This window comes from Enterobacter cloacae complex sp. 370H10 (assembly GCF_050031535.1).
GTDB lineage: Bacteria > Pseudomonadota > Gammaproteobacteria > Enterobacterales > Enterobacteriaceae > Enterobacter > Enterobacter intestinihominis.
This window is the reverse complement of sequence record NZ_JBLGWG010000001.1, coordinates 3331762-3353213: the sequence shown is the minus strand read 5'-3', so window position 1 is coordinate 3353213 and position 21452 is coordinate 3331762. Positions and strand designations below refer to the sequence as shown.

Annotated in this window: 20 protein-coding genes and 1 tRNA gene; 14 read left to right on the top strand and 7 right to left on the bottom strand. The window is 55.7% G+C overall.

What is annotated here, in order from left to right:
- Nucleotides 1–18: 18 nt before the first annotated feature.
- Nucleotides 19–1254 carry an alanine transaminase gene (gene alaC / locus ACQG2Q_RS16510; protein ID WP_023300650.1) on the top strand — a complete coding sequence of 412 codons (1236 nt, stop codon included), beginning with the start codon at nucleotides 19–21 and terminating at the stop codon, nucleotides 1252–1254.
- Between the two features lie 57 nt (nucleotides 1255–1311).
- Here alaC and ypdK read toward each other — a convergent pair whose 3' ends face one another.
- The 4 genes from ypdK to ACQG2Q_RS16490 form a co-directional block, all read right to left on the bottom strand.
- Complete coding sequence (ypdK, locus tag ACQG2Q_RS16505; protein ID WP_099458937.1) at nucleotides 1312–1383, bottom strand: membrane protein YpdK; 72 nt, start codon at nucleotides 1381–1383, stop codon at nucleotides 1312–1314.
- A 359-nt stretch (nucleotides 1384–1742) separates the two neighbouring features.
- Nucleotides 1743–2663 carry a kdo(2)-lipid IV(A) palmitoleoyltransferase gene (gene lpxP, locus ACQG2Q_RS16500; RefSeq protein ID WP_176486856.1) on the bottom strand — a complete coding sequence of 307 codons (921 nt, stop codon included), beginning with the start codon at nucleotides 2661–2663 and terminating at the stop codon, nucleotides 1743–1745.
- Between the two features lie 248 nt (nucleotides 2664–2911).
- Nucleotides 2912–2983: transfer RNA gene (locus ACQG2Q_RS16495), tRNA-Arg, on the bottom strand.
- Nucleotides 2984–3058: 75 nt separating this feature from the next.
- A complete protein-coding gene (locus ACQG2Q_RS16490; protein ID WP_022648872.1) occupies nucleotides 3059–3988 on the bottom strand; it encodes a formate/nitrite transporter family protein in 930 nt (309 codons plus the stop codon).
- Nucleotides 3989–4302: 314 nt separating this feature from the next.
- On the opposite strand from ACQG2Q_RS16490, the gene mlaA reads away from it, so the two are divergent.
- A complete protein-coding gene (mlaA, locus tag ACQG2Q_RS16485) occupies nucleotides 4303–5055 on the top strand; it encodes a phospholipid-binding lipoprotein MlaA (RefSeq protein ID WP_022648871.1) in 753 nt (250 codons plus the stop codon).
- Between the two features lie 44 nt (nucleotides 5056–5099).
- On the opposite strand, the gene fadL is transcribed toward mlaA, so the two are convergent.
- Nucleotides 5100–6383 (bottom strand): long-chain fatty acid transporter FadL, encoded by a 1284-nt coding sequence (gene fadL / locus ACQG2Q_RS16480; RefSeq protein ID WP_022648870.1) that lies wholly within the window; start codon nucleotides 6381–6383, stop codon nucleotides 5100–5102.
- Nucleotides 6384–6755: 372 nt separating this feature from the next.
- Here fadL and ACQG2Q_RS16475 point away from each other — a divergent pair, with 372 nt between their 5' ends.
- The 4 genes from ACQG2Q_RS16475 to sixA all read left to right on the top strand — a co-directional run bounded on the left by ACQG2Q_RS16475 (nucleotide 6756) and on the right by sixA (nucleotide 11430).
- Nucleotides 6756–7040 carry a YfcZ/YiiS family protein gene (locus tag ACQG2Q_RS16475; RefSeq protein WP_022648869.1) on the top strand — a complete coding sequence of 95 codons (285 nt, stop codon included), beginning with the start codon at nucleotides 6756–6758 and terminating at the stop codon, nucleotides 7038–7040.
- A 237-nt stretch (nucleotides 7041–7277) separates the two neighbouring features.
- On the top strand, nucleotides 7278–8588 hold the full coding sequence (fadI, locus tag ACQG2Q_RS16470; protein ID WP_023306658.1) for an acetyl-CoA C-acyltransferase FadI: 1311 nt from the start codon (nucleotides 7278–7280) through the stop codon (nucleotides 8586–8588).
- Entirely contained in the window at nucleotides 8588–10735 is a 2148-nt protein-coding gene (gene fadJ / locus ACQG2Q_RS16465; RefSeq protein ID WP_023306657.1) for a fatty acid oxidation complex subunit alpha FadJ, read from the top strand. The genes fadI and fadJ overlap by 1 nt, the downstream gene beginning before the upstream one ends.
- Before the next feature lie 209 nt (nucleotides 10736–10944).
- Complete coding sequence (gene sixA, locus ACQG2Q_RS16460) at nucleotides 10945–11430, top strand: phosphohistidine phosphatase SixA (protein WP_003861375.1); 486 nt, start codon at nucleotides 10945–10947, stop codon at nucleotides 11428–11430.
- Nucleotides 11431–11476: 46 nt separating this feature from the next.
- Here the strand turns inward: sixA and smrB are convergent, their stop codons facing one another.
- Complete coding sequence (smrB, locus tag ACQG2Q_RS16455) at nucleotides 11477–12028, bottom strand: endonuclease SmrB (RefSeq protein WP_022648866.1); 552 nt, start codon at nucleotides 12026–12028, stop codon at nucleotides 11477–11479.
- Nucleotides 12029–12173: 145 nt separating this feature from the next.
- On the opposite strand from smrB, the gene prmB reads away from it, so the two are divergent.
- The 6 genes from prmB to ACQG2Q_RS16425 are packed head-to-tail and all read left to right on the top strand — an operon-like array spanning nucleotide 12174 to nucleotide 16722.
- Nucleotides 12174–13106, top strand: a complete 933-nt coding sequence (gene prmB, locus ACQG2Q_RS16450) for a 50S ribosomal protein L3 N(5)-glutamine methyltransferase (protein WP_022648865.1) — start codon at nucleotides 12174–12176, stop codon at nucleotides 13104–13106.
- Nucleotides 13107–13166: 60 nt separating this feature from the next.
- Complete coding sequence (gene aroC, locus ACQG2Q_RS16445) at nucleotides 13167–14252, top strand: chorismate synthase (protein ID WP_022648864.1); 1086 nt, start codon at nucleotides 13167–13169, stop codon at nucleotides 14250–14252.
- Nucleotides 14253–14254: 2 nt separating this feature from the next.
- Entirely contained in the window at nucleotides 14255–15079 is an 825-nt protein-coding gene (gene mepA, locus ACQG2Q_RS16440; RefSeq protein WP_003861385.1) for a penicillin-insensitive murein endopeptidase, read from the top strand.
- The gene (locus ACQG2Q_RS16435) at nucleotides 15079–15888 is read left to right on the top strand and encodes a sulfite exporter TauE/SafE family protein (RefSeq protein ID WP_022648863.1); all 810 of its coding nucleotides are present in this window, start codon (nucleotides 15079–15081) and stop codon (nucleotides 15886–15888) included. The genes mepA and ACQG2Q_RS16435 overlap by 1 nt, the downstream gene beginning before the upstream one ends.
- On the top strand, nucleotides 15888–16433 hold the full coding sequence (locus ACQG2Q_RS16430) for an elongation factor P hydroxylase (RefSeq protein WP_063849949.1): 546 nt from the start codon (nucleotides 15888–15890) through the stop codon (nucleotides 16431–16433). Before ACQG2Q_RS16435 ends, ACQG2Q_RS16430 begins: the two co-directional genes overlap by 1 nt.
- Nucleotides 16434–16446: 13 nt before the next feature.
- Entirely contained in the window at nucleotides 16447–16722 is a 276-nt protein-coding gene (locus ACQG2Q_RS16425) for a YfcL family protein (protein WP_022648861.1), read from the top strand.
- A gap of 65 nt (nucleotides 16723–16787) precedes the next feature.
- Here ACQG2Q_RS16425 and mnmC read toward each other — a convergent pair whose 3' ends face one another.
- On the bottom strand, nucleotides 16788–18785 hold the full coding sequence (gene mnmC, locus ACQG2Q_RS16420) for a bifunctional tRNA (5-methylaminomethyl-2-thiouridine)(34)-methyltransferase MnmD/FAD-dependent 5-carboxymethylaminomethyl-2-thiouridine(34) oxidoreductase MnmC (RefSeq protein WP_022648860.1): 1998 nt from the start codon (nucleotides 18783–18785) through the stop codon (nucleotides 16788–16790).
- A 158-nt stretch (nucleotides 18786–18943) separates the two neighbouring features.
- On the opposite strand from mnmC, the gene fabB reads away from it, so the two are divergent.
- The gene (fabB, locus tag ACQG2Q_RS16415) at nucleotides 18944–20161 is read left to right on the top strand and encodes a beta-ketoacyl-ACP synthase I (RefSeq protein WP_022648859.1); all 1218 of its coding nucleotides are present in this window, start codon (nucleotides 18944–18946) and stop codon (nucleotides 20159–20161) included.
- Between the two features lie 68 nt (nucleotides 20162–20229).
- Nucleotides 20230–21408 carry an MFS transporter gene (locus tag ACQG2Q_RS16410; RefSeq protein ID WP_063849951.1) on the top strand — a complete coding sequence of 393 codons (1179 nt, stop codon included), beginning with the start codon at nucleotides 20230–20232 and terminating at the stop codon, nucleotides 21406–21408.
- Nucleotides 21409–21452: the final 44 nt, after the last annotated feature.

The following is a 21452-nucleotide window of genomic DNA, read 5'->3' as shown; positions in this document are numbered from 1 at the left end:
CGTGACTCTGAGGAATCTATGGCTGAATTCAGTCCTGAACGCCGTTTTACGCGTATCGATCGTCTCCCCCCTTATGTTTTCAATATCACTGCTGAACTGAAAATGGCTGCGCGTCGGCGCGGTGAAGACATTATCGATTTCAGTATGGGTAACCCTGACGGCCCAACGCCGCCGCATATCGTTGAGAAACTCTGCACAGTTGCCCAGCGTCCCGATACCCATGGGTATTCAACCTCACGCGGCATTCCACGCTTGCGTCGGGCGATCTCCCGCTGGTATCAGGACCGTTATCAGGTGGATATCGATCCTGAAAGCGAAGCGATTGTGACCATTGGCTCCAAAGAGGGGCTGGCCCACCTGATGCTGGCGACGCTCGATCACGGCGATACCGTCCTGGTGCCGAATCCGAGCTACCCAATTCATATTTATGGGGCGGTGATTGCTGGCGCGCAGGTGCGTTCTGTTCCACTGGTGGAAGGCGTCGACTTCTTCAACGAGCTGGAACGGGCGATTCGTGAAAGCTATCCGAAGCCGAAAATGATGATCCTCGGTTTCCCGTCCAACCCAACGGCACAATGCGTCGAACTCGAATTCTTTGAGAAAGTGGTCGCGCTGGCTAAGCGTTACGACGTGCTGGTGGTACACGATCTCGCCTATGCTGATATCGTTTATGATGGCTGGAAAGCGCCGTCAATTATGCAGGTACCGGGTGCCCGTGATGTGGCGGTTGAGTTTTTCACCCTGTCGAAAAGCTACAACATGGCGGGCTGGCGAATTGGATTTATGGTGGGAAACAAAACGCTGGTGAGCGCCCTGGCGCGTATTAAAAGTTACCATGACTATGGTACGTTTACGCCATTGCAGGTCGCGGCCATCGCGGCGCTGGAAGGGGATCAGCAGTGCGTGCTTGATATTGCCGCCCAGTACAAGCGCCGCCGTGATGTGCTGGTAAAAGGGCTTCACGAAGCGGGCTGGATGGTTGAAATGCCTAAAGCTTCCATGTACGTCTGGGCGAAAATCCCCGAGCCGTATGCGGCGATGGGATCTCTGGAATTTGCCAAAAAACTGCTTCAGGACGCGAAGGTTTGCGTTTCTCCAGGCATTGGCTTTGGTGACTACGGTGACACGCATGTGCGTTTCGCGCTGATCGAAAACAGCGACCGTATCCGTCAGGCTGTGCGGGGGATTAAAAGCATGTTCCGCGCGGATGGCCTGCTTGCAGTTAAGAGCGTCGTGGAACAACCCGAGTCGTAACGGACACCAAAAAAACAGGCGCCAACGGCGCCTGTTTTTTTGACTGCATTTTCTTAACTAGATCATCAGAGCAAACGTTCCGGCCCAAACTAAAACAATAACCGAAATGCCCATAAAGAAATATTTCACGTTTCATCGCTCCGCGTATCTTCCGGTACGCATTAAAAAAACAGAGTCCAACTGAGTATAGAGAGTTGAAATCATGCGAAAGGGGAAATCGGAATTATCCCGTTACGTCGCTAACTTCAGCTCTGAATTCTGTGCTTTCCTGTCGCCAGACGGCGCTAATGTACGCCTAAATTTCAGGAGTGACAAGAGGCATTTTTTTAAATAATTTCCGATACTTACGAGTGTCGTGTAACGGCGACAGTTTGATTTCGGTACGCAATAAATGCCTGTTGAGCGACGGTCGAAAAAAGCCGTTACGCACTGCGATTACAGGTGCTTGAAAAGGTTAGTTTCTTAGCGAAACTAACCTTCGAAAGGGGTTAGATATAAAGTGAGGCTTCGCCCAGAGGGCGGGTTTTAAAGCGGCGGTGCATCCACAGATACTGCTCAGGTGCTCGCATAATCTCAAACTCAATCACCTTATTGATAAAGGTCGCGGCTTCACTCTCATCCTCAGGATAGTTCGCCATCTCCGGTGAGAAATGCAGACGATAGCCTGACTTATCCGCTTTTCTGACCATGGTCACCGTTAACATCGAGGCGCCAGAGAGACGTGAAATCACAAAGGTACCGTTCGTCGTAGCGACATCTTTAACCGCAAAGAAAGGGGCAAAGCTGCTGCCTTTAGGGCCGTAGTCCTGGTCCGGGGCAAACCAGACGGCTTCACCTTTTTTCAGGGCGCCAACCATACCGCGCAGATTGTTACGGCTGATCATCGCCTTATTTGAACGCATGCGGCCCCGCGTTTGTACCCATTCCATCAGTGCGCTGTTATGCGGGCGATAGGTTGCCATCATCGGCTGACAAAGACCCATAACGCGGCCGCCCAGCTCAAGCGACATAAAATGCACACCCACAACCATCACGCCGCGTTTTTGCATCTGGGCATGTTTGAGGTTATCCAGACCTTCAACGTCAAACCATTTACGGACACGCTCGTCTGGCCAGAACCAGGCCATACCGGTTTCAAGCAGCGCCATTCCGATAGATTTAAAGTTTTCAGCGATCAGCGTTTCACGCTGCTGCGCGTTGTAATGCGGAAAGCAAAGTTCAAGATTTTTTCGGGCAATGGACTCGCGACGCTTAAGAAAGTGACGCGATGCGCTGCCGAGCTTCGAACCCAGGAAGCGAATCACGGGATAAGGAAGCTGGACCAGCAGCCAAAGTACGCCAAGGCCGAACCATGTAAACCAGTAGCGCGGGTGCAGAAATGCCCGCTGAAATTTGGATTGAGACAAAATAGTGGAACCTTTGTAAAGCCTGTGAAGGTAGCGCAGACTTCGCGATACCACGTGCCATTGAGACCGTAGGACGAGGTCATGGTTGCAGGCTTTACCGTTCTTTACGACGTTGCCTGGCCATTGCTGACTTGGGTGGGCGGCTTAATGTAGCACCGTTATACAATATGAGCTATTACTCGTTTTTGCTTAAAAAAGCGGCAATTGCAAAGCGGATTGATAAATCAGGGATTATAGGGGGAAATTAAAAGTGTCCCCTGCAGGAATCGAACCTGCAACTAGCCCTTAGGAGGGGCTCGTTATATCCATTTAACTAAGGGGACGAAGCGGCAAGAGTATAGCGTTATTTACACTTCTCGTTAAGCGCATTGCCGCCTGACTGGTCAAAGAGTCACCGTTCACGCCGATTTTTCGGCAGTTTTATCTTTTTTTTCCTGAGCCTTAAGTTCGGCCTTACGCTTGTTGGACATGTCGTTACGGATTTGCGCATGGCTCAGCAGTGCAAAGATAAAGGTTCCGCCACAAATGTTGCCTGCGAGAGTAGGCAGGGCGAACGGCCAGAAAAAGTCGCTCCAGTGGAGTGTGCCGTTAAATACCAGATAAAGGATTTCAACGGTCCCGACAACAATGTGCGTAGTATCGGCGAGTGCGATAAGCCAGGTCATCAGGATAATCACCACGATTTTCGCGCTGCCCGCTGACGGGAACATCCAGACCATAGTGGCGATGATCCAGCCGGAGATAATGGCATTAGAGAACATTTCAACCGGCGTATTTTTCATTACGTCCATGCCAATCTTCACGAATGCGTCGCGGGTCGGTTCATCAAAAATTGGCATATACTCGAAGGCCCAGGCTGCAACGCCCGTACCGATCAGGTTCCCCAGCAGCACGACGCTCCAGAGGCGCATCAGTAAACCAAAATTACCAAGGGTCGGATTTTGCATGACGGGCAGTACGGCAGTGACGGTGTTCTCCGTGAAAAGCTGCTGTCGCGCCATAATGACGATAATAAAGCCGAACGTGTAGCCTAAATTCTCCAGCAAAAAACCGCCCGGCACGCCTTCCAGTTGAACGTGAAATATACCTTTGGCGAGCAGAGAGGCACCCATCGACAGACCGGCTGCGATGGCCGACCACAGCAGGGCCATTGCGTCACGCTCCATCTCCTTTTCGCCATCCTGGCGAATATGCTCATGAATGGCCATGGCGCGCGACGGCAGGCGATCCTCATCGACTTCTATCTCTTCTCCCCGGTCTTTCTCCTCACTTTCAATCTCATGTTCCTCATTGTTCTCGCCAATTTTTTCTTCGTTAATATCTTTCATAACTGCTCCTTCGGGGTAATCGCTCATTTAAGCGTAGCGGCTTTTGGCGCCTTGCCCGTGGGGAAGCTCTTAAATTGCTGAAAATGGCAATAAAGGTGAGACATCTCTTTCAAAGCCAATATAAAATTGCCAGCGAAACGAATTCTTAAAGACAGGCTATGCTGAAATTAGCGTGATGACGCGAGCGGGTCGTCATTGTCCTCGTAGACATCGGTAAGCGTGCTGTTACAATCACTTGCACGTTTCAGGCGGAGCCTCACAGGCTCCGTCACAGATGGCATTCAACGATAGCCATATTGAACAGGGAGAAATATATGAAGCTTCGGCTGTCGGCGCTTGCGCTGGGCGTAACGATGCTTGTGGGCTGCGCCAGCTCTGGCGAGCAAACGGGACGCTCCGATCCTCTCGAAGGATTTAACCGTTCAATGTACAACTTTAACTATAATGTCCTGGATCCATATCTGGTTCGTCCGGTTGCCGTGGCATGGCGTGACTACGTTCCGCAGCCAGCGCGTAACGGGCTGAGCAACTTTACCAGTAACCTGGAAGAGCCAGCGGTGATGGTGAACTACTTCCTCCAGGGCGACCCGTATCAGGGGATGGTGCATTTCACCCGTTTCTTCCTGAACTCTCTGCTGGGTATGGGCGGCTTAATAGATGTCGCAGGCATGGCGAACCCGAAATTACAGCGTGAACAGCCGCATCGTTTCGGCAGCACACTGGGGCATTATGGCGTAGGTTATGGGCCGTATGTGCACCTGCCATTCTACGGCAGCTTTACCGTGCGTGATGATGGCGGCGATATGGTGGATACGCTGTATCCGGTGCTGTCATGGCTCACCTGGCCGCTGTCGATTGGTAAATGGACCGTGGAAGGGATTGAAACGCGTGCGCAACTGCTGGACTCTGACGGTCTGCTGCGTCAGTCTTCCGATCCGTACATCATGGTCCGCGAGGCCTATTTCCAGAACCATGACTTTATTGCCAACGGCGGTAAGCTGAAGCCGGAAGATAATCCGAACGCGAAAGCCATCGAGAACGAATTAAAAGATATCGATTCGGAATAAATAAAAAAGGTGAGCGATGCTCACCTTTTTTAATCGTGTTGGGATTAGAACGCGTAGTTGAAGTTGGTACCAAACAGCCAGGCTTTACCTTCAGAGGTAAACTCGTAAGGGCCTTCCTGGAAGGTCACTTTCTGTCCATGCATGTACGACACGCCCGCGTCGATAGAGGCATTTTCGTTGAACGCGTAGGTTGCCCCCGCACTCACCCAGAAACGGTCCTGATCCGGAATGGAGATAGAACGCTTATCTGCCGGTACCGGGCTGTCATCAAATGCCACGCCGGTACGGAACGTCCAGTTGTCATCCATATAATAGGTCGTACCAAGTGCGATACGGTAAGCATCGTGGAAGCTTTCGTCTTTATAGAACAGCGTCTGGCCGTTGCTGCCGGTGGCTTTCAGCTCCTGGAACTGGCTCCAGCTGGTATACGCGAGGCTATAGTGAATAGCCCACTGCGGCGCAACGCGGTTATAACCTGACACTTCCCACATTTCTGGCAGATGCAGTGACAGTGAACCCGGTACGGTTTGATTCGAGGTACCCCATGGAATGGTGGTGCCTGCGCCCGGTACCATACCGTTGACCGGGCTCAGGATGCCGCTTTTGTAATCGCCATCGAAGTCAATCTTCACTTCTGAGCGGTAGGTCAGACCCCAGCGGTTGTTTTTATCCAGTTCATACAGGATACCGGCGTTCCAGCCGTAACCCCACTCGTCACCTTTCAGGCTGGCAATTTTATTGCTGTTTTTCGGCAGCGCAGCAGTTTGCTCCCCGGAATAACGCTCGATTTTTGCATCAGCGTAGACAGCATCAAAGCCCAGACCAAAGCTCCAGTTATCGTTCAGACGATATGCGCCGCTCAGGTTAAGGTTCAGGGTCGTCAGGTCGGTTTTACCGCCGTATTCCCCGGCCGGGTAGTTGTTATTGAACTCCGTTGCCAGGCCATAGTTTGAGGTGACAGAGGCACCCCAACCAAACTGTTCATTGATTGGCGCAACAAAGTGCAGGTTAGGCACCCACGCCGTTGGTGCAATGTTATCCGCCTTCAGATCTGCGCCGGTATACTGAGATTTGCCAGAAATGTTGACATCAGGATCGATGTAAACCGCACCGGCAGAGAAGGTAGGGCGATCAAACATCATGATAAGCGCCGGGTTACGGCTTGCGTTGCCTGCGTCATCGGCAATTGCACCTTCCCCGGAATACGCACGGCCAAGGCCAGAGGAAGAAAATTCGTTTAACTGGAAGCCCGCTGACCAGGCGGACGTTGAGACGATTGCCACTGCAACTGCTAAAGCAGTTTGTTTGAACAGGGTTTTCTGGCTCATGACCATAACCTCATTGAGTTATTTTTATTCAATAATTGTTACATACCGTAACAGGAGCGCGAAGTGTAGGGTCTGAGGTATGACATACAAATCAGACCAGTGGCGAGAGTATAGGTCTGACCAGCTGGGATGTTGCAAGTTTGTTTATTAATATTTTCAAACATGTTTCATGAAACGAGATCTGGTTGGCAAAATTGTGACCACTACGATTCATCCGAAAAGGTGAATTTTGTTTTAGATCATTTTTTAGTGTGATATTGCTCACTTATCCGGTTTTGCGCCATTAACGGCTGGAGGGGGCTCGTCCGGGGGCGTAAAATAGTCGCATCGTGTTTATCTCGCGCGCTGCGCGAATACAGAGGAAATTGAGCTATGAGTAAATGCAGTGCTGATGAAACCCCGGTTTGCTGCTGTATGGATGTTGGCACCATTATGGACAACACCGATTGCACCGCCTCTTACAGCCGCGTATTCCCTAACCGCGCTGAAGCGGAAGAGACGCTGGCCGCGCTGAGCAAGCGTGCGCGTGAAGTCGAATCCGATCCATGTGAAATCAAATCTACCTTCACGGAAGTGGAAGGCGGCGTACAGCTGGATATCGACTTTGTGTTCGCCTGCGAGGCAGAAACGCTGATCTTCCAGCTGGGCCTGCGTTAATTCCTGCGGTCTGGTGCCCTCACCCCAACCCTCTCCCACGGGAGAGGGCGCAAACACTAAAAACGGTAACCCACGGGTTACCGTTTTGCTTTTACCCTGGGCATTTTCTTTTTCTTCTCTGTGCCTTAGCTCGCAATTTTTCGCTTCCCCGATTGGCTCAATGTAAAAAAATAGTTAAGACTATTATCAGGTCAGACCACTTAACGTGCGCGCAAAATTTTTTTACAGGGGAGTGTTATGAGTCAGGCATTACCGCTTATCACCCGACACGGTGACCGCATTGCCATTGTCAGCGGGTTACGTACGCCGTTTGCACGTCAGGCAACCGCGTTTCACGGTATACCGGCTGTCGATCTGGGAAAAATGGTGGTGGGGGAGATGCTGGCTCGCAGCGAGATCCCGCCAGAGGTTATTGAGCAACTGGTTTTCGGCCAGGTGGTACAGATGCCGGAAGCACCCAATATCGCGCGTGAAATCGTGCTGGGTGCCGGCATGAATGTTCATACCGACGCCTACAGCGTCAGCCGCGCCTGCGCCACAAGTTTCCAGGCGGTGGCGAACGTGGCGGAAAGCCTGATGGCGGGGACCATTCGCGCGGGGATCGCCGGCGGCGCGGATTCCTCCTCCGTGCTGCCCATCGGCGTCAGCAAACAGCTGGCCCGCATCCTCGTGGATGCCAACAAAGCTCGCACTACCGGTGCAAAGCTTAAACTCTTCTCGCGTTTACGCCTGCGCGACCTCATGCCCGTGCCACCTGCCGTTGCTGAATACTCCACCGGCCTGCGCATGGGCGATACAGCCGAGCAGATGGCAAAAACCTATGGTATTACCCGCGAACAGCAGGATGCGCTGGCGCATCGCTCGCATCAGCTGGCAGCGAAAGCCTGGTCGGAGGGCAAACTGACCAACGAAGTGATGACCGCCTATGTACCGCCTTACCGGGAACCGCTCGCGGAAGATAACAACATTCGCGGCACCTCAACCCTGGCAGATTACGCAAAACTGCGCCCGGCCTTTGACCGTAAACATGGCACCGTTACGGCGGCCAACAGTACGCCGCTGACGGACGGTGCCGCCGCCGTGATCCTGATGACGGAATCCCGGGCGAAAGAGCTGGGCATCACACCGCTGGGCTATTTGCGCAGCTACGCCTTTACCGCCATCGATGTCTGGCAGGACATGCTGCTCGGACCGGCCTGGTCCACGCCGCTGGCGCTGGAGCGCGCGGGGCTAACGCTCTCCGATCTCACGTTAATTGATATGCACGAAGCCTTTGCCGCACAAACGCTGGCAAACGTGCAGCTTATGGCGAGCGAACGTTTTGCCCGCGACGTGCTGGGCCGCGCACATGCCACAGGCGAAGTGGATCAAAGTAAATTCAATGTGCTGGGTGGCTCCATTGCTTACGGTCATCCGTTTGCAGCGACCGGGGCGAGAATGATCACCCAGACGTTGCACGAACTGCGTCGCCGTGGCGGCGGCTTTGGTCTCGTCACCGCCTGTGCGGCGGGCGGCCTGGGCGCAGCAATGGTTCTGGAGGCTGAATAATGGAAACGACATCTGCATTTAACCTTGCTGTTCGCCTTGATAACGTGGCCGTTATCACCATTGATGTGCCCGACGAAAAAATGAATACCCTGAAGGCGGAGTTCGGCGTTCAGGTGCGTGCGATGCTCAGACAGATCCGCGAAAACAAAGCGATACGTGGCCTGGTATTTATCTCGGCAAAGCCGGATAACTTTATTGCCGGGGCCGATATCAACATGATTGCCCGGGCGACAAGCGCTCAGGAAGCAGAAGATCTGGCGCGTCAGGGGCAGCAGGTGATGGCGGAGATCCATGCGCTGTCGATACCCGTTGTCGCTGCGATCCACGGGGCTTGCCTGGGCGGCGGGCTTGAGCTGGCGCTGGCCTGCCACAGTCGCATCTGTACCGACGATGCGAAAACCGTACTCGGACTGCCTGAAGTACAGCTTGGATTGCTGCCCGGTTCAGGTGGCACGCAGCGCTTGCCGCGGCTGGTGGGCGTCAGTACTGCGCTGGAGATGATTTTAACCGGTAAACAGCTGCGCGCCCGTCAGGCGTTAAAGGCGGGTCTGGTTGATGAGGTCGTTCCGCACGCAATCTTGCTTGAGGCTGCCGTTGAGCGGGCGCTGAAAGGTCGTCAGGCGAAACGCCCCCTGCCGGTGCGTGAGCGTATCCTCGCCGGGCCGCTGGGGCGCACGCTGCTGTTTAATATGGTGGGTAAAAAAACCGAGCAAAAAACCAGAGGGAACTATCCGGCAGCGACGCGCATTCTGAAGGTGATTGAAACCGGTTTATCCCAGGGCAGCAGCAGCGGTTATGCCGCGGAAGCGAAAGCGTTTGGCGAGCTGGCGATGACGCCGCAGTCGCAGGCGCTGCGCGGCATTTTCTTTGCCAGCACGGAGGTTAAAAAAGATCCGGGCAGTGAAGCTGAACCGGCTCCGCTGCGCGCCGTTGGGGTTCTGGGTGGTGGGCTGATGGGCGGAGGCATCGCGTTTGTCACCGCCAGCAAAGGCAAATTGCCCGTACGTATCAAAGATATCAATCCTCAGGGCATCAACCACGCGTTGCAGTACAGCTGGCAGAACCTTGATCGCAAAGTGAAACGCCGCCATATCAAGGCCAGCGATCGCGATAAAATCCTCGCGATGATCACTGGCGCCACCGACTACAGTGGGTTTGCACACCGCGATCTGGTGATTGAAGCCGTGTTCGAAGATCTGGCCCTTAAGCAGCAGATGGTAGCGGACGTTGAACAGCATTGCGCGCCGCACACCATTTTCGCGTCAAACACCTCGTCTTTGCCGATCGGCGACATCGCGGCGAAAGCCATGCGCCCGGAGCAGGTGATAGGGCTGCACTATTTCAGTCCTGTCGAAAAAATGCCGCTGGTGGAGGTTATCCCTCATGCCACAACCAGCCCGCAAACTATTGCCACCGTGGTGAAGCTGGCGAAAAAACAGGGCAAAACTCCTGTTGTGGTCGCGGACAAAGCCGGCTTCTACGTCAACCGCATTCTGGCGCCGTATATTAACGAAGCGATGCGGTTGCTGGCGGAAGGGGAGAAAATTGAGCACGTCGATGACGCCCTGGTGAAGTTTGGTTTCCCCGTCGGCCCAATCCAACTTTTGGATGAGGTAGGAATTGATACGGGGACTAAAATTATCCCTGTGCTGGAAGCGGCTTATGGCGATCGTTTTGCGCCGCCTGCAAACTTTGTTTCCGCAATTTTGAAGGACGATCGCAAAGGCAGAAAAAATGAACGCGGTTTCTATCTTTACGCCGCGAAAGGGCGTAAAAGCAAGAAACAGGTCGACCCTTCGGTTTATGCGCTTATTCCTGTCACGGGTCAGGGAAAACTGTCGGCGGTTCAGTGTGCTGAGCGCTGCGTGATGATGATGCTCAATGAAGCGGCGCGCTGCTTTGGTGAGCAGGTGATCAAAAGCGCGCGCGACGGCGACATCGGCGCCGTGTTTGGTATCGGTTTTCCGCCATTCCTTGGCGGTCCGTTCCGGTATATGGATACCCTCGGGGCGGGTGAAGTGGTTGCGATCCTGCAACGTCTGGCCTCGCAATATGGTCCACGGTTTACACCTTGTGACGAATTATTGCAGATGGCGGAACGGGGTCAGACATTCTGGCCCGCAAGGGAAACTGATTGCGTAAACTGAAGTCAAAGAAGGGTAAATCCTGAGGTGATGGAACCTGTTCTGGCGAAATTGTAAACAGAGATTGACTATACTTACGCCATTGAGGTAAAAAACAGCGTTTCATTCACCGAATGGATCAGGCACAATGCCCGGCCATCGGGTTTTCTACCTCAGAGCATTAATCGCGGGTAGTTAACGCCGGTGATTCTGGTTAACAAAAGCGGTGCAATATGCAAGTTTTTATCATGCGTCACGGCGACGCGGCACTCGATGCCGCCAGTGACTCAGTACGTCCTTTAACCGTCTGTGGCTGCGACGAATCCCGTCAGATGGCGACATGGCTTAAAGGTCAAAAAGTGGACATTGAACGCGTTCTGGTGAGTCCGTTCCTGCGGGCAGAACAGACGCTGGATGTGGTAGGGGAGTGTATGAACCTGCCCTCCAGTGTGGATGTTCTCCCTGAACTCACGCCGTGTGGCGATGTTGGCCTTGTCAGTGCTTACCTTCAGGCGCTGTGCAACGAAGGTGTCGCTTCCGCACTGGTCATTTCCCACCTGCCGCTGGTCGGCTATCTGGTATCTGAGCTGTGCCCGGGCGAAACGCCGCCGATGTTCACAACGTCCGCCATTGCCAACGTCACCCTCGACGAAACCGGCAAAGGGGTCTTTAACTGGCAAATGAGTCCATGCAACCTGAAGATGGCTAAAGCCATCTGACGTGACGTGCGATATGGCGGGGTGCCGCGTGCCTCCCGCCATCCTGTCAGGGCAACTCTGGCGGCTGCCACTCCTCAACTTCAATCAACACCAGCAATGCGGCATCTCCGCCGTACTCTTTCGGTGCCTGATGAAAAGCCATCACGTGTGGATGCTGAGCCAGCCACAGCGGCGTCTGTTGTTTGAGAATATGTTTGCCGTGACCGTGCATCACGCAGGCGCAAAAAACATGCTCGCGTCGGCACGCCGCGATCAACGCCCCTAGCTCCTGCTTCGCCTGCATCTGGGTCAACCCATGCAGATCGAGGAACAGCTCCGGCGAGTAATCTCCCCGGCGTAATTTTTTCAGTTCAAAATGGCTGACGTCTTCGCGCACGTATTTCACCGCGCCCTGCGTATTTAGCAGCGGCTGAAACTCATCTGAAAAATAGTGGCTGTTATCGGCCTGCTCCTGAAGCAACCGTTTGACCGGAACCTCGCTGATTTTTTTACGCTGCGGGCGATGGACAATGGTGTCGTGCGTGATTTTACGCGTCCCGGTCATCAGCTGACGGAAGAGAGCCTGATCCTCCTCGCTGAGCGATGTTTTCTTTTTCATTCGTCATTCTCATCTCGTATTTCCGATAGTGTACCCGACTAAACGCATTTTTTAACCTCAAGCGACACGCGTCATTGCTGATTTATCGCCGTCTTCATGGCAAACTAGCCGCCGAAAATTATGCGAGCATGCCCTGGAGGAAAGAGTGGATAAAATTTTTGTCGATGAAGCAGTAAACGAGCTGCATACCATACAGGACATGTTGCGCTGGTCGGTTAGCCGCTTCAGCGCCGCCAATATCTGGTACGGACACGGCACCGATAACCCGTGGGATGAGGCCGTCCAGCTGGTGCTGCCGTCACTCTACCTGCCGCTGGATATTCCGGAAGACATGCGCACCGCGCGCCTGACCTCCAGTGAAAAACACCGCATCGTTGAGCGCGTGATCCGTCGCGTGAACGAGCGTATTCCGGTGGCTTACCTGACCAACAAAGCCTGGTTCTGCGGCCATGAGTTCTATGTTGATGAGCGTGTGCTGGTGCCGCGTTCGCCGATTGGCGAGCTGATCAACAACCACTTTGACGGCCTGATTAACCATCAGCCGCAGCACATACTTGATATGTGCACCGGCAGCGGCTGCATCGCGATTGCCTGCGCGTACGCCTTCCCGGAAGCGGAAGTGGACGCCGTCGATATCTCCACCGACGCGCTGGCCGTCACCGAACATAACATTGAAGAGCACGGCTTGATCCATCACGTCACGCCTATCCGCTCTGACCTGTTCCGCGACCTGCCGACGCTGCAATACGACCTGATCGTCACCAATCCACCGTACGTGGATGCCGAAGACATGTCCGATCTGCCGAACGAGTACCGTCACGAGCCGGAGCTGGGCCTGGCGTCAGGCTCTGACGGGCTGAAGCTGACCCGCCGCATCCTGGCCTGCGCGCCGGATTATCTGACCGACGATGGCGTTCTGATTTGTGAAGTGGGTAACAGCATGGTACATCTGATAGAGCAGTACCCGGATGTGCCGTTCACCTGGCTTGAGTTCGACAACGGCGGTGACGGCGTCTTTATGCTGACCAAAACGCAACTGCTTGATGCACGCGAATACTTCAGCATTTACAAAGATTAATCCAGCGGGCTTCGGCCCGTTTCACAACGCTCAAACACAAACAACAACATCGGAGCCGTGATGGCAGGAAACAGTATTGGACAGGTATTCCGTGTGACCACCTTTGGCGAGTCGCACGGTCTGGCATTGGGTTGTATCGTTGATGGCGTCCCGCCAGGCATCGAACTGACCGAAGCCGATTTACAGCATGACCTTGACCGCCGTCGTCCGGGTACCTCTCGCTACACCACGCAGCGTCGCGAGCCGGACCAGGTCAAAATTCTCTCCGGCGTTTTTGAAGGCCGTACCACCGGGACCAGCATTGGTCTGCTGATTGAAAACACCGATCAGCGCTCCCAGGACTACGGCGCGATTAAAGACGTCTTCCGTCCGGGCCACGCCGACTATACCTACGAACAAAAATATGGCTTTCGCGACTATCGCGGCGGCGGACGTTCTTCCGCGCGTGAAACCGCGATGCGCGTGGCGGCAGGTGCGATTGCCAAAAAATATCTCCAGCAGAAATTCGGCATCGTTATCCGCGGCTGTCTGACCCAGATGGGCGACATTCCGCTGGCAATCAAAGACTGGGATCAGGTAGAACTTAACCCGTTCTTCTGCGCAGATGCCGACAAGCTGGACGCGCTGGACGAGCTGATGCGTGGCCTGAAAAAAGAGGGCGACTCCATTGGTGCGAAAGTCACCGTGGTGGCCGACGGTGTGCCGGCTGGCTGGGGCGAGCCGGTATTTGACCGCCTCGACGCTGACATCGCCCACGCGCTGATGAGCATCAACGCGGTGAAAGGCGTTGAAATCGGCGACGGTTTTGACGTGGTTAAGCTTCGCGGCAGCCAGAACCGCGACGAAATCACGAAGGCGGGTTTCCAGAGCAACCATGCGGGCGGCATTCTGGGCGGCATCAGCAGCGGGCAGCAAATTATTGCCAATATCGCGCTGAAGCCAACGTCCAGCATTACCGTGCCGGGCCACACGATTAACCGCTCAGGCGATGAAGTAGAGATGATCACCAAAGGACGGCACGATCCATGCGTGGGGATCCGCGCGGTACCGATCGCAGAAGCGATGCTGGCGATCGTGCTGATGGATCACTTCCTGCGCCAGCGCGCGCAGAATGCGGATGTGTCGACCACCATTCCACGCTGGTAACTATGAAAAAAACCGCAATCGCTCTGCTGGCGCTGCTGGCCAGTGGAGCAAGCCTGGCCGCCACGCCGTGGCAGAAAATCACCCACCCGGTAGCGGGAAGCGCGCAGTCCATTGGCGCTTTCTCCAACGGGTGTATCGTCGGCGCGCAGGAACTTCCGCTGCAGTCGGACACCTATCAGGTGATGCGCACCGACCAGCGCCGTTACTTCGGCCATCCTGACCTGGTGCTGTTTATTCAGCGTCTTGGCAACCAGGTGCATAACCTGGGGCTGGGGACGATGCTGATTGGCGATATGGGGATGCCTGCAGGTGGTCGCTTCAACGGCGGTCACGCCAGCCACCAGACCGGACTGGATGTGGACATCTTCCTGCAACTGCCGAAAACGCGCTGGAGCTCAGCGCAGCTGCTGAAACCGCAGGCGCTGGATCTGGTCTCGGCCGACGGTAAACGGGTCGTCGCCTCGCGCTGGTCGCCGGAAATTTCCAGCATGATTAAGCTGGCGGCAGAGGATAACGACGTCACACGGATCTTTGTTAACCCGGCCATCAAGCAGCAGCTTTGCCTGGATGCGGGAACGGATCGCGACTGGCTGCGTAAAGTGCGCCCGTGGTTCCAGCACCGGGCGCATATGCATGTTCGCCTGCGCTGTCCGGCGAACAGCCTGGAATGTGAAGATCAGCCGCTGCCACCGCCTGGCGATGGTTGCGGTTACGAACTGCAAAGCTGGTTTGAACCGGCCAAGCCTGGAACCTCTAAGCCTGAGAAGAAGACACCGCCTCCGTTGCCGCCTTCCTGCCAGGCGCTACTGGATGAGCATGTACTTTAATGGATAATTTCGTCGATCTGTTTATGGTGTCACCGCTGCTGCTGGCGGTGCTCTTTTTTGTTGCGATGTTAGCCGGATTTATCGATGCCCTGGCGGGCGGTGGCGGGTTGCTCACCGTTCCGGCGCTGCTGGCGGCAGGCATGAGCCCTGCCCAGGCGCTTGCCACCAACAAACTCCAGGCATGCGGCGGTTCGCTCTCCTCATCGCTCTACTTTGTTCGGCGCAAAGTGGTGAATCTCGCCGATCAGAAGCTCAATATCCTGATGACGTTTATTGGCTCGACGGCGGGCGCGCTGCTGGTCCAGCACGTACAGTCCGACATTCTGCGCCAGATCCTGCCGATTCTGGTTATCTGTATTGGCCTCTATTTCTTACTGATGCCAAAGCTCGGCGAGGAAGACCGGGCGCGGCGACTGCACGGCCTGCCGTTTGCGCTGATTGCCGGTGGCTGCGTCGGTTTTTACGACGGCTTCTTTGGTCCGGGAGCAGGCTCGTTTTACGCGCTGGCATTCGTGACGCTGGCCGGGTTCAACCTCGCCAAATCCACCGCCCACGCCAAAGTCCTCAACGCAACCTCCAACGTTGGCGGTCTGCTGCTGTTTATCATTGGCGGCAAGGTTATCTGGGCTACCGGATTTGTGATGATGGCGGGGCAGTTTTTGGGCGCGCGCGCAGGCTCGCGTCTGGTATTAAGCAAAGGGCAAAAGCTGATCCGCCCGATGATTGTTGTCGTCTCGGCGGTGATGAGCGCCAAACTTCTTTATGACAGCCATGGACAGGAGATCCTCACCTGGTTGGGGATGAACTAATGAACAGTACGCATACATACGAACAGCTGATTGAGATCTTCGACAGCTGTTTTGCTGATGATTTTAATACCCGTCTGATTAAAGGCGACGACGAACCGATCTATCTTCCTGCTGATGACCAGGTTCCATACAACCGCATCGTCTTTGCCCACGGCTTTTACGCCAGCGGTTTGCACGAGATTTCGCACTGGTGCATCGCGGGGAAAGCGCGTCGCGAGCTGGTGGACTTTGGTTACTGGTACTGCCCGGACGGGCGCGACGCCGCCACCCAGGGGCAGTTCGAAGATGTGGAGGTGAAACCGCAGGCGCTGGAGTGGCTGTTCTGCGTGGCGGCGGGTTTCCCGTTCAACGTCAGCTGTGACAACCTTGAAGGCGACTTCGAGCCAGACCGTATCGTCTTCCAGCGCCGCGTGCATGCGCAGGTGATGGAATATCTTGAGAAAGGCATCCCGGAACGTCCGGCACGCCTGATCAAGGCTTTACAAAATTATTACCATACGCCGGAGATCACGGCGGAATGCTTCCCGTGGCCGGAAGATTTATAACAGAGGAAAGAAGATGATCGCAGAATTTGAATCACGCATTCTGGCGTTAATTGATGACATGGTGGAACACGCCAGCGATGATGAGCTGTTCGCCAGCGGTTATCTGCGTGGTCACCTGACGCTGGCGGTAGCCGCGCTGGAAGCAGGGGACGATCACTCTGCCGACGCCGTTCACGCGGAAGTTACTCGCAGCCTTGAAAAAGCCATTCTGGCCGGGGAACTGTCTCCACGCGACCAGTCTTTAGTGCTGGGCATGTGGGACAATTTGTTCCAGCAGGCTAAACGCTAAGTTGCCGCCTTCTTTTCCCTCTCCCTTTTGGGGAGAGGGCCAGGGTGAGGACACCAGACCGCACCCTACTTAACCCTTTTCCCCTTCAGCAATTTCCGCACCCACAGTCGGTTCGGATTAAGCCCCGCGAGCGTAACCCTGTCCAGCGGAACCGGCTCATCGCTCATTTGCGCGGCTAGCACTTCAGCCAGCAATGGCGCAGAGCATAATCCCCGCGAGCCTAAGCCACCCAACATAAACAGTTCCGGATAAACGGGCGCACTTACCGCCGTTTCTTTGTTGTCTGTAAGATCCTGATAGACTTCAAGCGTGGCGTCATAGTCCGGCACGTTTCCCGCCATCGGCAGGTGATCGCGGGTCGCGCAGCGTACGCCGCAGCGCGCCTGACCCTCACTGACATCAACCTCTTTCGCCCACGACGCATTCGGGAAACAGTCGAGCAGGCGCTGGCGGTTTTGCTGCTGATCCGCTTCGCTGTACTGAATATCTGTTTCACCGCGATGATAGCTGGCACCGATGCAGTGATGGCCGTTGGACGGATTTTGCGGCGTCGCGTAGCCGTCGTAACACAGCACCTGACGCAGTTTGCTCAGTTCGGGCGCGGTCGGGATATGGCTCACCTGGCCGCCGACTGGATAAACCGGCAATGACGCTGTCTGGGTAAACTGAGTGATGTGATGTCCGTTGGCCAGCACAACGCTGGCATGCTGCGACGCTTTGCCGTCAGCAAAACGCAGTTCCCAGTGCGCAGTGCGGCTTAGCGATTGAACCTTATGGGCATAATGCACTGTCAACCCACGCGACTGCCCGAGGGCTATCGCCGCAGAAGTCAGTTCAGCCGGACACAGCCAGCCGCCGAGTGGATACTGAATTCCGCCGCAGCCGGTGTCGACGCCAGCGGTCTCAGCAACCTGCTGAGCCGTCACTGCATGGGCGATGGTTTCCGGCAGCCCCAGCGACAGCATTTGGGTGATTTTCTGTTGGCTCTTCTCATCCCAGCCCAACTGCGTCACACCGCACCAGTCGTGGTCGAACGCAACCGGCAGGCTATCGTAAAGGCGACGAGCAAACGTAAACGCAGCCGGGAAGAACTGGAACAGTGCTGGATCGTGTGAACTTAATAAGGGATAAAGCGCGCCCTGACGGTTGCCTGATGCACCCATCGCCGGTGCCTCGTCAGCGCAGTAGAGCGTCACCTGCCAGCCACGGTGCAGCAGAGCCAGTGAGAGCAGGGCGCTGGCAATACCTCCGCCCACAATGGCGACCTCACGCGACGCACTGGGGCGGCGAGCAAACCAGGGTGCCTGTGCCGGGATCGCCAGATCCTGTTCCATCACCCCCACCAGCATGTCGCGTTTGCGGCCAAAGCCTTTGGTTTTCCGCATGGTAAACCCCGCCTCCTGCAACCCACGGCGGACAAAGCCCGCCGAGGTGAAGGTGGCAAGCGTCGCGCCCGGGCGTGCCAGACGTGCCATTGCGCTGAACAGGTGCGGACTCCACATGTCAGGGTTTTTGGCGGGCGCAAAACCGTCCAGGAACCAGGCGTCCACTTTCTGATGCATTGAGTCATCGAGCTTATCGGTCAGGTCGTTAATGTCGCCAAGCCACAGGTCGAGCGTGACGCGTCCGTCGTCCAGAATCAGACGATGACAGCCGCCGATAGCCGGTGGCCACTGGGCCTGAAGCTGTTCCGCCCAGTGGGCAAGCTCCGGCCAGCGCTGATGGGCAAGCCGCAGATCGTGCGCGGTAAGCGGAAATTTTTCGAAACTGATGAAATGTAATCTTTGTAAGGTAGCCTCGGGGTGTGCAGCGCGAAACTGGTCGAAGGCCTGCCAGAGGGTCAAAAAATTCAGCCCGGTGCCGAAACCGCTCTCCGCGACGACAAACAGGCTGCGCGGATGCTCAGGGAAGCGGGTGCTGAGATGATTTCCTTCGAGGAAGACATAGCGCGTCTCTTCCAGTCCGTTATCATTAGAAAAGTAGACGTCATCAAAATCTCGGGAAACAGGTGTACCCTCAGCGTTGAATTCGAGGTTGGCAGGTTGTATGGCATTTTGTTTCACGTAAGTTACTCGTCCGACAGGCAGTGGCACGATCTTAGCGATGTGAGCCCATCGGTGCAAATTTCCACAGAAAATCGCTGATCGGACTTGTTCGGCGTACAAGTGTACGCTATTGTGCGACTCGAAACTTTTTATAGTGCGACTTACAGAGGTATTGAATGAAACGTGCAGTGATTACTGGCCTGGGCATCGTTTCCAGCATCGGTAATAACCAGCAGGAAGTCCTGGCATCTCTGCGTGAAGGACGCTCCGGGATCACTTTCTCTGAAGAGTTTAAAGATTCTGGAATGCGTAGCCACGTATGGGGTAACGTTAAACTGGATACCACCGGTTTAATTGACCGTAAAGTGGTTCGTTTCATGAACGATGCCTCTATCTACGCCTATCTTTCCATGCAGGAAGCGATCAAGGATTCTGGTCTGAGCGAAGACGCTTACCAGAACAACCCACGCGTGGGCCTGATTGCAGGCTCCGGCGGTTCCTCTAAAGCTCAGGTGTTCGGTGCTGACGCCATGCGCAGCCCGCGCGGCCTGAAAGCGGTTGGTCCATATGTTGTGACCAAAGCCATGGGTTCAGCGGTTTCCGCGTGCCTGGCAACGCCGTTCAAAATCCACGGTGTGAACTACTCCATCAGCTCCGCATGTGCGACCTCCGCACACTGTATCGGTAATGCGGTTGAGCAGATCCAGCTGGGCAAACAGGACATCGTATTTGCTGGCGGCGGCGAAGAGCTGGGCTGGGAAATGGCCTGTGAGTTCGACGCGATGGGCGCACTGTCCACCAAATACAACGAAACGCCAGACAAAGCATCCCGTACCTATGATGCACACCGCGACGGTTTTGTTATCGCTGGCGGCGGCGGTATGGTTGTGGTTGAAGAGCTGGAACACGCGCTGGCGCGTGGCGCGCACATCTACGCTGAGATCGTGGGCTACGGCGCAACGTCTGACGGCGCTGACATGGTTGCTCCATCCGGCGAAGGCGCGGTGCGCTGCATGAAGATGGCGATGCACGGCGTTGATACCCCAATCGACTACCTGAACTCCCACGGCACCTCAACGCCGGTAGGTGACGTGAAAGAGCTGGGTGCGATCCGTGAAGTGTTCGGCGACAACAGTCCGGCTATCTCTGCAACCAAAGCCATGACCGGTCACTCTCTGGGTGCGGCGGGCGTGCAGGAAGCGATCTACTCTCTGCTGATGCTGGAAAACGGCTTTATCGCGCCAAGCATCAACATCGACGAGATGGACGAGCAGGCGGCAGGCCTGAACATCGTGACCGAAACCACCGAACGTGAGCTGACGACCGTTATGTCCAACAGCTTCGGTTTCGGCGGCACCAACGCCACGCTGGTGATGCGTAAGCTGAAAGCGTAAGCGTTTGAAGATATAGTAGAAGGGAGCCACGCGGCTCCCTTTTTTTATGCCTGAACACGGAGTTATGCATGACGGCTGTTACCCCTGAGAAGAGCGCTCCTTCCGGGAACCTTTCCCTCTTCCGCATCGCCTTTGCGGTGTTTCTGACCTACATGACCGTTGGTCTGCCGCTGCCGGTGATCCCCTTGTTCGTTCACCAGGAGCTGGGCTATGGCAACACCATGGTCGGTATTGCGGTGGGCATTCAGTTTTTAGCGACGGTATTAACCCGGGGCTACGCCGGTCGCCTCGCGGATCAGCACGGCGCAAAACGCTCGGCGTTGCAGGGCATGTTTGCCTGCGGGCTGGCGGGGGGAGCCTGGCTGCTGGCGGCGCTGTTGCCGATAGATGCAGCGTATAAATTCGCGCTGCTGATGGCAGGGCGCCTGATCCTCGGCTTTGGCGAAAGCCAGCTGCTGACCGGCACCCTGACCTGGGGAATGGGGCTGGTGGGACCTGCGCGTTCCGGAAAAGTGATGTCCTGGAACGGGATGGCGATTTACGGCGCGCTGGCGGCAGGCGCACCACTGGGGCTGCTGATCCACAGCCAGTTTGGTTTTGCGGTGCTGGCAGGCACCACCATGGTATTACCGCTGCTGGCGTGGGCGTTTAACGGTTCGGTGCGCAAGGTGCCCGCCCATAAAGGCGAGCGTCCTTCGCTGTGGAGCGTGGTGGGGCAAATCTGGCAACCGGGGCTTGGGCTGGCGCTTCAGGGAGTGGGCTTTGCGGTTATCGGTACCTTCGTCTCCCTCTATTTCATGAGCCGCGGCTGGGCGATGGCGGGCTTTACGCTGACGGCCTTTGGCGGCGCGTTTGTATTGATGCGCGTGCTGTTTGGCTGGATGCCGGATCGCTTTGGCGGCGTGAAGGTGGCGGTGGCGTCACTGGTCATTGAGACCGTGGGTCTGGTACTGCTCTGGCAGGCGCCGTCCGCATCCGTTGCGCTGCTGGGTGCGGCGTTAACCGGCTGCGGCTGCTCACTGATCTTCCCGGCGCTGGGCGTTGAAGTGGTTAAGCGCGTGGCTCCGCAGGTGCGCGGCACGGCGCTGGGCGGCTATGCGGCGTTTCAGGATATCTCTTACGGCATCACCGGGCCGCTGGCCGGGGTGTTAGCCACCTCGTTTGGCTACCCGTCCGTCTTCCTGGCCGGTGCGGTGTCAGCGGTGGTGGGGATTGTGGTGACGCTGGTGGCGTTTCGCAGGTCGTAGTTTTTGCCCGTTGGCGCTCCGCTTACCGGGCCTACAACCGCGCG

Excerpts from the sequence above, each read along its gene's own strand:
- alaC (WP_023300650.1), top strand. The coding sequence starts at position 19 with ATGGCTGAATTCAGTCCTGAACGCCGTTTTACGCGTATCGATCGTCTC.
- ACQG2Q_RS16490 (WP_022648872.1), bottom strand. The coding sequence starts at position 3,988 with ATGAAAGATATTAACGAAGAAAAAATTGGCGAGAACAATGAGGAACAT.
- mlaA (WP_022648871.1), top strand. The coding sequence starts at position 4,303 with ATGAAGCTTCGGCTGTCGGCGCTTGCGCTGGGCGTAACGATGCTTGTG.
- fadL (WP_022648870.1), bottom strand. The coding sequence starts at position 6,383 with ATGAGCCAGAAAACCCTGTTCAAACAAACTGCTTTAGCAGTTGCAGTG.
- ACQG2Q_RS16475 (WP_022648869.1), top strand. The coding sequence starts at position 6,756 with ATGAGTAAATGCAGTGCTGATGAAACCCCGGTTTGCTGCTGTATGGAT.
- fadI (WP_023306658.1), top strand. The coding sequence starts at position 7,278 with ATGAGTCAGGCATTACCGCTTATCACCCGACACGGTGACCGCATTGCC.
- fadJ (WP_023306657.1), top strand. The coding sequence starts at position 8,588 with ATGGAAACGACATCTGCATTTAACCTTGCTGTTCGCCTTGATAACGTG.
- sixA (WP_003861375.1), top strand. The coding sequence starts at position 10,945 with ATGCAAGTTTTTATCATGCGTCACGGCGACGCGGCACTCGATGCCGCC.
- smrB (WP_022648866.1), bottom strand. The coding sequence starts at position 12,028 with ATGAAAAAGAAAACATCGCTCAGCGAGGAGGATCAGGCTCTCTTCCGT.
- aroC (WP_022648864.1), top strand. The coding sequence starts at position 13,167 with ATGGCAGGAAACAGTATTGGACAGGTATTCCGTGTGACCACCTTTGGC.
- mepA (WP_003861385.1), top strand. The coding sequence starts at position 14,255 with ATGAAAAAAACCGCAATCGCTCTGCTGGCGCTGCTGGCCAGTGGAGCA.
- ACQG2Q_RS16435 (WP_022648863.1), top strand. The coding sequence starts at position 15,079 with ATGGATAATTTCGTCGATCTGTTTATGGTGTCACCGCTGCTGCTGGCG.
- ACQG2Q_RS16430 (WP_063849949.1), top strand. The coding sequence starts at position 15,888 with ATGAACAGTACGCATACATACGAACAGCTGATTGAGATCTTCGACAGC.
- ACQG2Q_RS16425 (WP_022648861.1), top strand. The coding sequence starts at position 16,447 with ATGATCGCAGAATTTGAATCACGCATTCTGGCGTTAATTGATGACATG.
- fabB (WP_022648859.1), top strand. The coding sequence starts at position 18,944 with ATGAAACGTGCAGTGATTACTGGCCTGGGCATCGTTTCCAGCATCGGT.
- ACQG2Q_RS16410 (WP_063849951.1), top strand. The coding sequence starts at position 20,230 with ATGACGGCTGTTACCCCTGAGAAGAGCGCTCCTTCCGGGAACCTTTCC.